The organism is Salinimonas marina, assembly GCF_015644725.1.
Taxonomy (GTDB): Bacteria; Pseudomonadota; Gammaproteobacteria; order Enterobacterales; family Alteromonadaceae; genus Alteromonas.
Genome location: NZ_CP064795.1, coordinates 1335834 through 1350803 on the forward strand (window position 1 = coordinate 1335834; position 14970 = coordinate 1350803).

Here is a 14970-nt window from a genome sequence, read left to right on the forward strand (position 1 = left end):
GAGTACGATGTGAGTTCGGCTTTGCAAAATCGCCTGGTAGGCACCGTAATCGTAGTAGCACTGGCGGTCATATTTTTGCCTGATTTTTTAGATGGTAAAAAAGAAACCCAGCAAACCACATTTTCCAGCATTCCTGATACCCCTGCAAAAAAACCAATTGTAGAGCCGGATACCTTTCCTTCTGAACGGGTGGCAAAAGCAGCGCAACGTCCCCTTGAAATCGTTAATGAGAAGGCGGTCGATGACCAGGCAGAGCCAGAAGCCGACACTGCACCTGCAGCAACAGCTGAAGCGTCTTCTGATGATCTTGCCAGCCGCACCGTAGTGAGTCAGGTTGCAGGCGCTGAGGACGCAGGTTGGGTGGTTCAGCTTGGTAGCTTCCGGCATCAGAAAAATGTGCAGCAGTTACTCAGGAAACTGGAAAAAGGCGGTTACAGAGCGTTTAGCCGTCCGGTAAAAACCAATTCGGGATCATTAACCAAAGTATTTGTTGGGCCGGATTTAAACAAGAAAAAGTTAGATTCGGCTATTCCTCATTTAAAAGAAATTACGGGACTGAAAGGGCGCATTACCAAGTTTAAAGTCAACTAAGCGGGCGCTTATCTTTTGTTCGCGCCATCAAATGCACACAGCCGATTTGTCTATTCGTTAAACTATTTTGCGATTGGTAATGATCCGGGCTTCTGGTAGAATGCGCGCCATCTGTCACGATGCAGTTTGCTTAAATCTGCTCATCTAGTATTAAAGGCCGATATAACGTGTTGAACTGGGTAGACTTTACCATCCTGGGTATCATTGCGATATCTACCCTCATTAGCCTTGTCAGGGGCTTTGTCAAAGAAGCTATCTCGTTGGTGGTATGGTTTGGCGCTCTTTTTATTGCCAGTCAGTTTTTTGCCGACCTTGCTGTTTATTATACCCGCATTGAAGATCCCCTTTTACGAAATGGTGCCGCGATTGCCTCACTGTTCATCGTCGCTCTGCTCCTGGGCGGGATGGTTAATCATATAGTAGGCCGGGCTGTGCAGGCATCGGGATTGTCAGGCGCCGACCGTATACTTGGGGTGGTGTTTGGTGGCCTGCGAGGCTTGCTGATTGTCAGCGCTTTATTATTTTTTCTGGATACATTTACTGCCGCAGCAACGGCACTCTGGTGGCAACAGTCTATGCTTATCCCAGAATTTGGAATTATTATTGAGTGGTTTTTTACCTTTGTAAAAGGCAGCTCCAGTTTTTTAACTCCCGCTTGAAATAGGTAAATCAGATGTGTGGTATTGTCGGAATAGTTGGTAAAACCCCGGTAGCGCAGTCGTTATATGATGGGCTAACGGTGTTACAGCACCGAGGCCAGGATGCTGCCGGAATCATAACCATAGAGCAGAACCGGTTTAATTTACGTAAAGCAAACGGGTTGGTACGTGATGCGTTTCACACGCGTCATATGAAGCGCTTGTCAGGTAATATGGGTATTGGTCATGTGCGCTACCCCACCGCGGGTACCTCAAGCTCAGCCGAAGCTCAGCCTTTTTATGTTAACTCGCCTTTTGGTATTGCGTTTGCGCACAACGGCAACCTGACCAATTCACATGACTTGCAGGAAGAAGTCTTTCGAATAGCCCGTCGTCATATTAATACCTCATCAGATTCTGAAATCCTGCTTAATATCTTTGCGCATGAATTACAAAATTGCACCGAATTGAGCGTTAGCGCTGAAGATGTCTTTAAAGTAGTGACCAGCGTGCACAAAAAGATTCGCGGTGCCTACGCGGTAGTGGCCGCCATTATTGGTCAGGGTGTGGTGGCGTTTCGTGACCCAAATGGCATCCGGCCGCTGGCGTTAGGCAAGCGCGTTACTGCTATGGGCGAAGAGTATATGGTGGCCTCAGAGTCAGTGGCTTTGGATGCGGTTGGCTTTACCTTTATCCGTGATGTGGCGCCCGGCGAAGCCATTTTCATTACAGAAGAAGGCGAACTGCATACCCAACAATGTGCAGAGAACCCATCGACTTCACCCTGTATTTTTGAGTTTGTATACTTTGCCCGTCCTGATACCTTTATTGATGGTATTTCGGTCTATGCTTCGCGGGTAAACATGGGACGTAAGCTGGGTGAAAAAATTGCCCGGGAATGGGCCGATTTGGATATTGATGTGGTTATCCCTATTCCTGAAACCTCCATGGATGTAGCCTTACAGATTGCCAACACGTTAGAGTTGCCTTATCGTCAGGGATTTGTGAAAAACCGTTATATCGGTCGTACATTTATAATGCCGGGCCAGACCATGCGTAAGCAGTCGGTTCGTCGTAAGCTCAATGCCATTTCTTCTGAATTCAAAGGCAAAAGTGTGTTGTTGGTGGATGATTCTATTGTCCGTGGCACTACCTCTGGCCAGATTATTGAGATGGCCCGGGAATCTGGTGCTAAGAAAGTGTATTTTGCCTCAGCTGCCCCGGAAATTCGTTTTCCGAATGTGTATGGCATCGACATGCCATCTGCCAATGAGCTGATTGCCTACGGTCGTGAAATTGAGCAAATTGCCGATTTGATCCAGGCTGATGGACTTATCTTCCAGGATATTTCAGATTTGGTGGCCGCGGTACGCGAAGAGAATCCTGACATTCAGCGGTTTGAAACCTCTGTGTTTGACGGCAATTATATCACCGCCGATATTGACCAGGCGTATCTTGAACGGATTGATTTAGCTCGGGGCGAGTCTAGCCGGGCGCCGGTATTGCAGGCAGAGCTATCCAATCTGGATATGCACAATATGGACTCAGACTGACAAAAGCTGAGTGGAATAAAAAAACGCAGCCCCCGGGCTGCGTTTTTTGTAATTGCTGATTATTGCTGATCAATCATTGCAGGTTAATGCAAAAACTCAGGGCCGAGACCGGAACCCCAAGCGATAACCGTGGCAGCCATGAGGATACTCAACAACACCAAACCGCAGGTGACCACTGAACTTGCGTAGATAAAACCTTTTTCTTCAGGAATATGCATAATAATAGGCACACCTGAATAGAGCAGGTACACCGAATAAGATAGCGCGATGAGCCCCACACTCATTACAAACCAAAGCTCAGGATACAGGCCGGCGAAGCCGACCATAAACAATGGCGTCGCGGTATAGGCAGCCAGCTCCAGCGACTGGGTATAGGTAGGCGTTGCGTCAAAAATATTGGCAAGCTCGTGAATCATTACAGCCAGGCAAAGGGCCCCAATAACTAACCCAAAGTACATTCCTGTGGCCAAAAAGACCGCACTTTGCGGCGTAAGCCGTATTAGCTCTCCGGCCCCGAAACTCCAGCCCAACTGCGTCCCTGAATAATAGGTTACCAGCGAGGGGATCAACGCAATAAACAATATGTGACTGAGTGCATAAGCGTAATTTTCGTGTTTCTTGTCGATGCATTCCCACTCTTCGCGCGGGTGGGTGTAAATACCCAGCAGATGGTTCAGAATCATAATATTCCTCAGGTTATTTACATTCTGTTTACATGTTTACTATCCGGTATGAAAGAAAAGGAGTCAATGGAAAAGTTTAAAAAATGCACAAAGGTAAAGGTGGCGGTAGGCGAGTTGCGGTAAACGCGGGTAGTGGGGCTGGGATAATTGACGCCTGATATATAACCGGTGACATCTATAGATGGTTTGGTCCCACAGCCTTTCGTGCAGGTAAAATGATTGAATTGCTACATTGTCATTAGCTTCTGAAGCTTCTGGACAGTCACAATTCATGTAGTTTCTGGACAGTCACAATTCAGCCCCCTCACATTAGTTTCTGGACAGTCACAATTCATGTAGCTTCTGGACAGTCACAGGCCTAGTTTTTGGACAGTCACAATTCAGCCCCCTGAATTCAGGCCTGGACAGCCACAGCCTTGGGCCACAACAACCTTATTGAATATGTGAGCCACTGCGCAGAGCCTAGCCTGGCTAGTCGTAGCTTCTGGACAGTCACCGTCTTGGACCGGCCACAACCTTATTAGCCCCTGGACAGTCACAACCCAGGCTCTTGTCAGGCAATTCCCAGCCCGTGGACAGGTACAGTTAGCTTCTGGACAGACACAGCTCTGGCTCTCTTGTCAGGCAATACTCAACCCCTGGACAGACACAGCCTTGAACTAGTCGCCACCTGGTTATATCTGTGCGACAGTGCGCTGAACGAAGCCTGACAGGAACCTCAGTAATGAAACACATTTTGATAATGAGAAGCAGCTTCTGCAGAGCCCCTTGGACAGTCACAACCCCGGCTTTGGACCGGCCGCCACCTGGTCGTGACTGTGCGCCATCAATGAAACATATTTCGCTAATGAAAAGCAGCACCTGAGCAGCCCCTGGACAATCATAACCTTGGACTGGCCAACACCTGATTGTAACCGTGTGCCAGCGCGCAGATCGTAGCCTGGCTATTAGTCGCTTCTGAACAGTCACATTAGTTTCTGGACAGACACAATTCAGCCCTGGACAGACACATCCTTGAACTAGTCGCCACCTGGTTATATCTGTGCGACAGTGCGCAGAACCTAGCCTGGCAGGGACCTCAGTAATGAACACATTTTGATAATGAGAAGCAGCTTCTGGACAGTCACAGTCTTGGACCGACCGCCACCCGGGTGTAACTGTGCAACAGTGCGCAAAACCTAGCCTGGCAGGAACCTCAGTAATAAAACACAAGTCGATAAAACACGGCTTTTTTGCCCGGTGCGTGGTGATAGATCGCTGGTATCTTCACGCCATAGAAATATATAGTAACGAGCTGTACAGCCATGAGCGATAAAGTGATTGATTGGGAGGTCTGTGTTGCTTTCGCTGGCTAGCGCCGGCGCCCCAAAGTTTAGTCTGCCGCTTTTAGTCGCATTATAATACCAATACCTGCGCAGGTTATGCCTGCTTCGTGGTAGTCAGGCAGTATTTCTGAGGTAGCTTCACTGCGGATAGGGTATGCTACATCGGTTTATTGCCACACTTTGACAAAGAATGTGCAGCAGCGGGCCTTCATGGCCGGTTATTGACAATTTTTTTCGATGGGCGCTCAGGCAGAAGATGGGGCAGGCCGACAAATGCGAATTTACGTAAGAGCTTCAAGACTTTACTATTATTTTAGAAAAAACAACGTAGTTTAACAGCCATAGCCATGACCGGTATCAGTGCCCTGTACCGGCACCGAATCCATTTTTTCTCTGGTTGTTTAAACGATATACAGGATGCGCACAATGAATGAACAACTCCCTATTACATTGAAAAATACTGCTCAGTCGACCTGGTCTGCACAAAGCCCCAAAGCGCCCCAGCCTGACGCAGAGATTCACTATCTGCGGGTATCACCCCAGTGGGAACTGAGACTGGCCGCCACCATAGAAAATGATCTGCTGCCGCTCAAGCCCTCAGAAATTCCCGCAGGCGGCGGAATTTTTCGCACACCGGTGGCAGTAGGTGTCATAGCGATTGCTCGTCATACCAACCGCGACGGGCAACCGACGATACAAAAGTCTGATGCTGCGCCGGTGGTCTTTGCGTTAGAAAGCAGCACCGATGATGTGTCGCTGCCGGCGATGCCCGAAGGACTGGAGTTGAATGGGTCTCAGCAACAGGCATTTACCGGGCAATTACGTGATCAAATTGCGCGCTGGCAGTTACAGGGATGGGGCCAGCTTGAGGATATCCACATAGATGCCACCGTACGGTATTGGCCTGATCAGGGATATGTCCGGTATCTGGTGCAGGCTACGCAGATGCCCCAGGCCAGCCTTGCAGCAACAATCGGGGTGTCTGAACGTACCTTGCAAAGCTGGCAGGACCCACGGGACCAGCGCAGTATTCCCTACGCGGCTCAGCATCTGCTGGAAGTCATCGCCAGAAAGGCGCTACAACAGCGCGATTGCTTTCACGCCTGAGTTCAAGAAATGACTCAGTTTAAAGCAAAGAGCTTGCTTGCGTCTGTAGCGATCACCGGCCTGTGAGGCGCATTGGCTGCCACGCTATTGCAGGTGTCGAGGTTTGCCCACTAACCAAAAAATGTTTTGCCCGGAGAACAGAGCAGCCATGGCTTCTGGGTTGGAATAGAGCGCAACCAGCATTCATTCCATATAAGTATCAGCGGTATCAGGAACGCTGCCGCCGGGATCCGCCTTACCGTATAAGCCGTGATACGTGCTAATCATTAAAATAGTGTGACCAGACGTTTACCTTAACCAGGCCGTGGCCCAAGTACCGCGGCCGTTAGCCGACTGGCTTCGCTAACCGGATACGCTTTTCCAAGCGCTTTACCAAGACATTAACCACAACAGACTGGCAAAAAGTGCCCATTAGCGCCCATCAATGCAACTTTTTGTCTTCAAACCTAGTCCGCACTCTGCAATTTACGGTACCATGGCGTCCTTAATTTATCTGTTTTGACCCCATGAACGTTAGTACTCTATTAAGTCCGATAAATCAGTTTTTACAGTGCCCCACGCCGCAAAGCTGGATTGATGAAGCCATCAAACCGGCGAATTTGCCGGTGTTGTTAGTCGATCATTGTAATTGTGAACTTAAAGCTGCCCAAACCGCTATGTTGCTTATTCGCCGATATGCGGTGGACAAGGCTAATGGGGAAGTACTTCTGGCCTGGTTAAAGCCTTATGAAGACTTTGTCTATCGGCAACAGGGTGACGGTAATTTTACCAACGCGCACTCAGGTCTGAAAAAAATGATTCAGTCTCATGGCCAGAATCCTTTTGCCGATGACCTGGTCAATAAAATGGTGTTACTGATTAAAGAAGAGTTACATCATTTTGTGCAGGTACTTGAGATTTTGCATTCACGGGGCATTGACTATCATAATGTCGGTGCGGGTCGCTACGCTAAAGGCATGATGCGACATGTTCGCACTTACGAGCCGCAAACCCTGGTGGACAAACTTATCTGTGGGGCGTACATCGAAGCCCGAAGCTGTGAGCGCTTTGCCATGCTTGCGCCGCATCTGGACGATGAGCTGGCACGATTTTATGTGTCCCTGCTGCGTAGCGAAGCCCGGCATTTTCAGGATTATCTGACCTTAGCGGAACAGGTAGCGGGCGAAGATATCAGTGAGCGTATCCGGCATTTTGGGGAGGTTGAAGCGCGACTGATTGCAACTTCCGACACGGACTTTAAATTTCATAGTGGTAAACCGGTCCAACACAGTGAGCAAGCCGAAACAGTTTTTTAAGATCACGTTATCTTAAGACTGAACCAGAACGGCCCGGGCCCACTAACAACAAAAATAAAGATAGCAAGGCCGTCCATAATCACACGAAGGTGATAAGTCTGAGCGCTTATGGCCTGGTCTGTGCTTGACCATACTACGTTAGACAAACCGAGCCAGGAGAAACCAAGCCCCATGCAGCATCAGGCCAAAGCACGCTTTATCACAGCGCCCCCACGCTTTAGCTTACTCGAAGGCTTGTTGGTATTCTGCACTGCCGGCCTTTATCTGCCAATCTGGTTCTATCTTGCGGTACGGGATATCCGGCGTATCACTGATGATGAACTATCGCCCTGGTCCTGGACCCTGGTGCCCTTAATTTTTGTAGTACAGCCCTATGCGCTGGTGCGTTTTACCGGGTATTTGCGACGGGCTGAAAAGCAGCTTCATCTGCGGCGCTGGCCGGTGCTGTTTGACTATTTATGGATGATGGTTTTTTTCGGGTGCAGTGTGGTGTTCGCCGCAGCCAGTATTTTTGAAGTCGAAACGCTGACCAAGATGATTGTTTCGGTGGTGTCTATCGTCAATTTTATGCTGATGCACCGGCGCCTGAATAAACTTCGCAAGCGGTGTCAGAATGAGGCGGTTGCAGAGCGATACAAAGGCTATAATTCGCTGGAGTGGATAGCGGTGGTTGTCTTTACCCCGCTTATCTTTGGCTTGTTTCTGTATACCTACATTAACTCAGAACTGCATGATAATCTGCGTTCAAAGCAGTTCTTCAAGCAGCAGCGGGCCATAGAAGAAGCCCGTGAAGAGACCAAAGACAACGCAAGTAACTAACGGCTGAAACGACGGGTTTGCAGTTCAAATTCGTCCGGACAGACTTTGAGTACCGAGCCTTGTTCGTACCAGTCTCCCAGTACAATTCGAATGGCACAGGCATCATTAACGGTCAGGCAGTGCACGTTAGGGCGGTGAGTATGGCCATGAATCATGCGTTGTACACCAAATTTATTCATGGTCCTGACGACTTCTGAGGGGGTAACATCCATAATTTCGGGACGTAAGCCCTGCTGGTTTTGCTGACTTTGTTTACGGCCTTTTGCTGCTACCTTGCGTCGATACCACAAGGGTAATGCCAGCATTATACGCGGCCACCACCAGCTTCGGGATTTTTTACGAAACTTCTGATACGCCACATCACGAGTACACAATTCATCGCCATGGGTAATGAGGGTAGGGGTGTGGTATAAATCAATAACGGTCTGTTCTGGCAACAGCTGCATGCCCGCTTTGGCTGCCCATTGCTCACGAATGGCAAAGTCACGGTTACCGTGAATAAAGTAAACCGGCACCTGCTGACTTAATTGCCTGAAGGCGTCCGCCACCGACGTATTAAAGGGCGTGACATTGTCATCCCCTATCCAAACCTCGAATAAGTCGCCCAGTACATAAAGCGCTTCTGCGTGAGGCGCTTCGTCAGCCAGAAAATCAAACAAACATTGTGTGATATCGGGACGATCGGCACTTAAATGAAGATCAGCAATAAAGTAGGTGAAGGGCATTAATTATCTACAACAGTAAGAAGAACGGGCGCATTGTACGCGCCCGCCACGGTTATCTCAAATTAGCTGACAGTCGCTGATTCGATGATTACAGGCTCTACTGGCACATCCTGGTGAAAACCATGGTTGCCGGTTTTAACCGCTTTAATTTTTTCTACTACGTCCATGCCTTCAGTCACTTTACCAAATGCACAGTAGCCCCAGCCATTTACCGACTCGCTGGTATGGTTCAAAAAGTCGTTGTTGCCCACATTAATAAAAAACTGTGCGGTTGCTGAATGAGGGTCCTGAGTACGTGCCATTGCCACCGTACCGATCTCGTTCGCGACACCATTGTTTGCTTCATTCTGGATCGGTGCCTTTGTTTCTTTTTGCTCCATATCAGCAGTGAAACCACCGCCTTGCACCATAAAGCCATTAATAACACGATGGAAAATGGTGTTGTCAAAGAAACCGTCTTCGACATAGCTGATGAAGTTTTCAACAGTTTTAGGGGCTTTATCTTCAAACAGTTCCAGTTTGATCTCACCAAAATTGGTTTTCAGGGTTACCATGCTTCTTTACCTTTGTTTAGGCCAGTTTTGAAAGCGTTAATCATAGCCTATTTACTGCCTGAGTTAAATTAGCCAAATCCAGTTGTCTGCCGCCATTTACCGCTGCCCAGGATGAACAAATACTGTGACTGGGCGCTCGACAGTGCTAAACTTTGCAGCCTTTAAATACCACAGGAATCCTTAATAATGCTACACCTTTACAATACCCGCACCCGTGAAAAAGCGCGCTTTGAACCGCTCGAACAAGGTAAAGTGGGCTTGTATGTGTGCGGCATTACCGTGTATGACTTAAGTCATATGGGCCATGCGCGAACGTACCTGTCGTTTGATGTGCTGGTGCGCTATTTGCGCCATCTCGGTTACCAGGTGAATTATGTGCGCAATATCACCGATGTTGATGACAAAATCATTGCCCGGGCTCAGGAAAATAACGAAAGTATGGATGCCCTGACCCAGCGCACTATCAAGATGATGCATGAAGACTTTGCGGCCATTAATCTGGTGCAGCCGGATATTGAACCGCGGGTTACCGAGCACATGGATGAGATTATCAGCATCATTACCACGCTGATTGATAAAGGCTACGCCTATCAGGCCAGCAGTGGTGATGTTTTGTTTGATGTGAGCAAGTACGACGAATACGGCAAACTCAGTAAGCAAAATCTGGAACAGCTTAACGCCGGGGCGCGGGTGGATGTGGCCGCCGGCAAGGACGATCCGCTAGATTTTGTATTGTGGAAATCCGCCAAGGCCGGCGAACCCTTCTGGTCTTCGCCCTGGGGTGATGGCCGTCCAGGCTGGCATATCGAATGTTCAGCGATGAATTACAAACATCTGGGTGCCCATTTTGATATCCATGGGGGCGGTTCGGATTTAACTTTTCCCCATCATGAAAATGAAGTGGCCCAGTCGTGCTGCGCTTACGACACCCCGTATGTGAACACCTGGATGCACACCGGGATGGTGCAGGTCGATAATGAGAAAATGTCTAAATCGCTAGGCAATTTCTTTACCTTGCGCGATGTATTACAACAGCATGATGCCGAAACCCTGCGGTTTTTTCTGATGTCTGCGCACTATCGCAGCCAGTTAAGCTATTCAAAAGACAATATCACCCAGGCCCGGGCGGCCCTGGAAAGGCTTTATACTGCCTTGCGAAAGGTAGAGGCCGATACCAGTGTTGATATTGCCCACGGCGGCTACCTGAGTCGTTTTGAAACCGCCATGAACGATGATCTGAATGTGCCTGAAGCATATTCAGTACTGTTTGATTTGGCGCGGGATTTAAATAAATGTGACGATACCGGCGAAGCCGCTCGTCTGGCCGGCGTGTTAAAACAGTTAGGTGGCATTTTAGGCTTGTTGCAGAATAATCCGCAGAGCTTCTTGCAGGGTGAAGATGACGACGCTGCCCAAATCGAAGCGCTGATAAAGCAGCGTAACGATGCCCGCGCAGGCAAGGACTGGGCTGCGGCGGATAAAGCCCGCGATGCGCTTACCGCCATGGGCGTGGTATTAGAAGACAGCGCCCAGGGTACTACCTGGCGTCGTCAGTAAGCGTTCTTCCCAGCCAGCGCCTCGTGCGCTGGCAATAATTCAGGTAACGCTGACCAAATTTCTGGCGCAGATAGGCTTCTTCAGGTTTTATCTGAAACAGCTGTAAGTAGGCCATAAACGAAGGCGCCACAATCAACGCCGCTACGCTTTCTGCTGCCAGGGCGAAACCCAGCACAATCAATCCAAATGCCAGATAAATGGGGTTACGACTAAACGCAAAAATGCCCCGGGTCAGTAGTGCCGTCGCTTTGTCGGGCTCCCTGGGATCCAGCGTGGTGCGATGCCGCCGAAACTGCAGCGTGGCAGCTACGATGACCAGCGCGCCAGCGCCAATCAGTAGCCGTCCGGCCAATTCCAGCCCCCACCAAAAGCCCGGTTCGGATAAACGCGACAGTAGCCATACCGCAAACAGCGCCCCTGCAAATACGATGGCGGGCGGTACTTTTAATTCTAACGAGTGTCTCATGGGCGTTTAGTGGCTTCCGTGACAGGTGATTGAGAGTCCGTATAAGGCGGAATGCCGCCCTCTGGGGTTAGTTGTGTTTTCCAGCGCTGGGTCGCTACGTGTTTTTTTACCAGCTCAAAACATTCATCAATAACCTGCATTACTTCCTGATCCAGATCATCATGATGATTGGTGTAACCTTTAATATGACTATCGATAAACTGATTTATCCGGCGTTCGTCCATATCCGCGAGCAGATGCACCACCGAAGAAGTGACGATATCGGTCACAGTTTGCTCCAGGGTACTTTCTATGGTTTTACCCACTACGGGTAAAAACTGCAGATTGGCCATTTGCGGATTGTTTTTCACCGCTTTCGCGACACTTTGCTGTACATGCTGACGAATCACCGAGTCCTTGTCCTGGCCTGCCAGGGTATTGCCCATATGCTGCATAACACCGGCCAGCCACCGTGCAATCACTGGCTGGCGCGGAGTCAGCACCTGTTGACTGATCTCATCTACCAGTGGCGCGCCCTGACGAATATCCTTTTGCATATCACCGAGCACTTTAATCACAATACGATCGCTGAGCTCTTCCATAAAGACATTATAGTAAAATGAGAAAAAGCGATACACACGGGTATGGTTTAGGCTGATAATCTGCTTTTTCTGAAGCCGGTGCAAAATGGAAAATATCCGTAAAAACCGGAACAGCCGGGTAGCGGGCAGTGGAATAAGACCGATAATATCGTACCAGTGTAAAAACGGGAAAAAATACCATCGGGGATGTTCTTTTTCTGCCACCGACACCGACCAGCGAAAACAGAACTCTATAAAAAAGATGGCAATGAACACCAAATCAATAAGCAAAAAGTTTTTGTGAATGGGCATGTAGGCGCTGTAAAAACCCGGTAGGTGTTCTAACAGCAAGCGCTGCATTGCCAGGGTAGCGTACAGCGCATCAAAGATAAGCCAGGAAAGATTCACCAGCAATAATGCCAGCATTAACAAATCGAGCATCAACCAGGGCGTTTCGTTACTTTGGCGAAGTTTGTCCCGGTTAATCCTCAACATATTTATTTATCCTATATTTTTTAGCCGGGTCACATCGACAAATAATTTCAGCTTCTGTCCCGGTTGCAGAAAGCGTTGCTTCTGGATCTCGTTCCACTTTTTAATGTCATTTACTTTAACATTGAACTTACTGGCAATACGGGATAATGAGTCGCCCCGTTTAACGGTGTAGGTCAATGTTTTAATGATGGCATCTTTATGTTGGGAACTGCTGACTTTGTTGGACCAGATCACCAGCTCTTTACCCGGCAACAATGGATCGTTGGGGCCATACCATTCCATTTGGCCAGTTCCCGGGTCGATACCTTATATTTACGGCTCAAATCCCAAAAAGTGTCGCCAGAGACCACAGTGTGTCTTAGTTTATGATCGGCCCGCTCTATATTTTGCAACGAGGCCAGGCGTTGATCCTGCGACAATGAATACGCATTTAATTCTTTTAATGCCACCGGCACCATAATGGCCTGACCAATACGAATCATATTGGTATCCAGATTGTTGACCTGCTTTATGATAGCGGCGGTGGTGTGGTATTTTTTTGCCAGTCGCAGCAGGCTGTCACCCGGACGTACTTTGTGCCGTACCCAATTCAGACGTTCCTGGCGATCGATACTGGCCAGTTCAGTGGTAAAAGCATCAGCCTTTTCAATCGGCAGAATCAAATGATGGGGACCTTCAGGATCGGTTGCCCAACGGTTGAAACCCGGATTAAGGGCCTGTAAATCATCTAATTCCATACCCGCCAGATCGGCAGCAAACGCCAAATCTACCTGAGAGCCGATGTCCACCACTTCTATTACCGGGACATTATCAATGGTCGGCCAGGCGAAATCATAGGTTTGCTTGTTACGTAAAATATCGGCCAGCGCCAGCAATTTGGGTACATACGCACGGGTTTCGCGAGGCAGGTCCAGCGCCCAGAAATCGGTAGGCTTACCCTTTTTTTTGTTTTTTCGGATGGCTCTGCGGACCCGGCCTTCGCCACTGTTATATGCAGCCAGGGCATGTAGCCAGTTGCCATCAAAATATTTATTCAGGTAGGTGAGATAATCAAGGGCGCCCTGAGTGGAGGCTTTGACATCACGCCGGCCGTCGTACCACCACGACTGGTGAATACCGAAACGCTTGGCGGTACCGGGGATAAACTGCCACATGCCGGCAGCACGGCCATGAGAGTAGGCAAACGGGTCAAAGGCACTTTCTACAATGGGTAACAGCGCCAGTTCCAGCGGCATATTATGCTGTTCGATTTGCTCGGTAATATAAAACAAAAAAGGGCGGGCGCGTTCCACGACCCGTGCCATATATTCAGGATGTTTAAGATACCAGTTACGCTGTACCGTTACCCGCCGGTCGTTGGGGATCTCAAAACGAAGCTGGTTACCGATACGATCCCATACATCGGTAATCTCAACCGGGGCGGGCTCCTCGGCTTCGGGCTCATCGGTTTTTAACTCAACATCCATATCTTCAATAGGATGAATAACATCGATAACACCGGCTTTAGCAACCTGGCAATCCTGTTGACCCTCTACCGGCACATTACCCACTTCACAACTATCGTCTGTGACCGGAGTACCGGCAGAAGCCGCTGGCACAGTCTGCTTCGATGCTGCCGCATCCGCCTGCTGCTCAGAGGTGGATGACTGACATCCGCTTAAAAAAACAGCCAGGGCAATGGAGGAAAAAGCAAACCACTGTCGACGCATAAAAACCGAACCTTCTATTAATACAAACTAAGCTTACAGGATGATCCTGAACGCCATATTGTAATGCGAAGCACGGTAAATTGCATTAAAACCCATCTTTCCATTGCCGAACAGCGGCAAATACGGCCACTTCATCGGTAAGTGACTCATCACTTTTTTTGGCCACAGCCTGCTGCACAGCGGACTTATTGGTGCGTAAAAACGGGTTTATGGCCAGCTGTTTTTCCAGCACCGTAGGCACCGTCGGCGTATCTTGCTGACGCAACCGCTCCACCTCCTGTTGGTAATCTGCCAGTTCGCTATTGGCAGGCTCCACGGCCATGGCAAATGTCAGGTTAGCGGCGGTGTATTCATGGGCGCAATACACCAGCGTATCAGCAGGCAGTTGGGTAAGTTTGTTCAGTGAGTGCAGCATTTGCGCCGGGGAGCCTTCAAACAGTCGACCACAGCCGCCATTGAATAATGTATCACCACAAAACAGCACCCCGTGGCCGTTAAAGGCAATATGATCCAGCGTATGGCCAGGGACTTCAGTCACCGCAAACGACAGTTGCAAATTCTCCAGCGTGAAGGTATCGGACTGACTGACCGAGCGGGTAATACCACGAATATGACCGCCCGGGGGCCTATCACAGGAATGTCCGGCGCCATGGAAACGAGTTTGGCGATACCACCAGTGTGGTCGTGGTGATGATGAGTAATCAAAATTCCGGTCAGCGTCAGACTTTGTTCTTTCAAAAAGTCGAGTACCGGATCGGCCTCGCCCGGATCAACAATAATCGCTTCATCCTGGTTGTGAATACACCAGATGTAGTTGTCAGTAAATGCCCGTATGGGGGAGATTTTGATGCCATCGGGCAGGGCGTCTTTCGCATGGGACATGGCGTACCTGC

12 protein-coding genes and 2 pseudogenes are annotated in these 14970 nt (G+C 49.2%); 7 read left to right on the forward strand and 7 right to left on the reverse strand.

Annotation, left to right across the window (positions count from 1 at the left end; genetic code table 11):
• Window positions 1–9: 9 nt before the first annotated feature.
• From IT774_RS05935 to purF, 3 genes are all read left to right on the forward strand, one after another.
• Window positions 10–591, forward strand: coding sequence for an SPOR domain-containing protein (locus IT774_RS05935; protein WP_195811763.1), 582 nt, complete (start codon window positions 10–12; stop codon window positions 589–591).
• 170 nt (window positions 592–761) lie between these two features.
• Window positions 762–1250 carry a CvpA family protein gene (locus IT774_RS05940; RefSeq protein WP_195812221.1) on the forward strand — a complete coding sequence of 163 codons (489 nt, stop codon included), beginning with the start codon at window positions 762–764 and terminating at the stop codon, window positions 1248–1250.
• 14 nt (window positions 1251–1264) lie between these two features.
• The gene (gene purF, locus IT774_RS05945) at window positions 1265–2782 is read left to right on the forward strand and encodes an amidophosphoribosyltransferase (RefSeq protein ID WP_195811764.1); all 1518 of its coding nucleotides are present in this window, start codon (window positions 1265–1267) and stop codon (window positions 2780–2782) included.
• A gap of 83 nt (window positions 2783–2865) precedes the next feature.
• Here purF and IT774_RS05950 read toward each other — a convergent pair whose 3' ends face one another.
• Complete coding sequence (locus IT774_RS05950; RefSeq protein WP_195811765.1) at window positions 2866–3465, reverse strand: Yip1 family protein; 600 nt, start codon at window positions 3463–3465, stop codon at window positions 2866–2868.
• A gap of 1751 nt (window positions 3466–5216) precedes the next feature.
• Between IT774_RS05950 and IT774_RS05955 the strand changes: the two genes are divergently transcribed.
• From IT774_RS05955 to IT774_RS05965, 3 genes are all read left to right on the forward strand, one after another.
• On the forward strand, window positions 5217–5897 hold the full coding sequence (locus IT774_RS05955; protein WP_195811766.1) for a helix-turn-helix domain-containing protein: 681 nt from the start codon (window positions 5217–5219) through the stop codon (window positions 5895–5897).
• A gap of 506 nt (window positions 5898–6403) precedes the next feature.
• Window positions 6404–7192 carry a tRNA isopentenyl-2-thiomethyl-A-37 hydroxylase MiaE gene (gene miaE, locus IT774_RS05960; protein ID WP_195811767.1) on the forward strand — a complete coding sequence of 263 codons (789 nt, stop codon included), beginning with the start codon at window positions 6404–6406 and terminating at the stop codon, window positions 7190–7192.
• 171 nt (window positions 7193–7363) lie between these two features.
• Window positions 7364–8011: a hypothetical protein gene (locus IT774_RS05965; RefSeq protein WP_195811768.1), complete on the forward strand. Its 648-nt coding sequence runs from the start codon at window positions 7364–7366 to the stop codon at window positions 8009–8011.
• On the opposite strand, the gene lpxH is transcribed toward IT774_RS05965, so the two are convergent.
• The gene (gene lpxH, locus IT774_RS05970) at window positions 8008–8736 is read right to left on the reverse strand and encodes a UDP-2,3-diacylglucosamine diphosphatase (RefSeq protein ID WP_195811769.1); all 729 of its coding nucleotides are present in this window, start codon (window positions 8734–8736) and stop codon (window positions 8008–8010) included. The genes IT774_RS05965 and lpxH overlap by 4 nt on opposite strands.
• Window positions 8737–8798: 62 nt before the next feature.
• Window positions 8799–9290, reverse strand: a complete 492-nt coding sequence (locus tag IT774_RS05975; RefSeq protein ID WP_195811770.1) for a peptidylprolyl isomerase — start codon at window positions 9288–9290, stop codon at window positions 8799–8801.
• Between the two features lie 186 nt (window positions 9291–9476).
• Between IT774_RS05975 and cysS the strand changes: the two genes are divergently transcribed.
• Window positions 9477–10847, forward strand: a complete 1371-nt coding sequence (gene cysS / locus IT774_RS05980; protein WP_195811771.1) for a cysteine--tRNA ligase — start codon at window positions 9477–9479, stop codon at window positions 10845–10847.
• Here cysS and IT774_RS05985 read toward each other — a convergent pair.
• From IT774_RS05985 to gloB, 4 genes and pseudogenes are all read right to left on the reverse strand, one after another.
• Window positions 10828–11313, reverse strand: coding sequence for a methyltransferase family protein (locus IT774_RS05985; RefSeq protein ID WP_195811772.1), 486 nt, complete (start codon window positions 11311–11313; stop codon window positions 10828–10830). The genes cysS and IT774_RS05985 overlap by 20 nt on opposite strands.
• On the reverse strand, window positions 11310–12368 hold the full coding sequence (locus IT774_RS05990; RefSeq protein WP_232365140.1) for an ion transporter: 1059 nt from the start codon (window positions 12366–12368) through the stop codon (window positions 11310–11312). The genes IT774_RS05985 and IT774_RS05990 overlap by 4 nt, the downstream gene beginning before the upstream one ends.
• A 6-nt stretch (window positions 12369–12374) precedes the next feature.
• A pseudogene (locus IT774_RS05995) lies at window positions 12375–14077 on the reverse strand (LysM peptidoglycan-binding domain-containing protein).
• An 85-nt stretch (window positions 14078–14162) separates the two neighbouring features.
• Window positions 14163–14959 (reverse strand): annotated as a pseudogene (gloB, locus tag IT774_RS06000) (hydroxyacylglutathione hydrolase).
• Window positions 14960–14970: the final 11 nt, after the last annotated feature.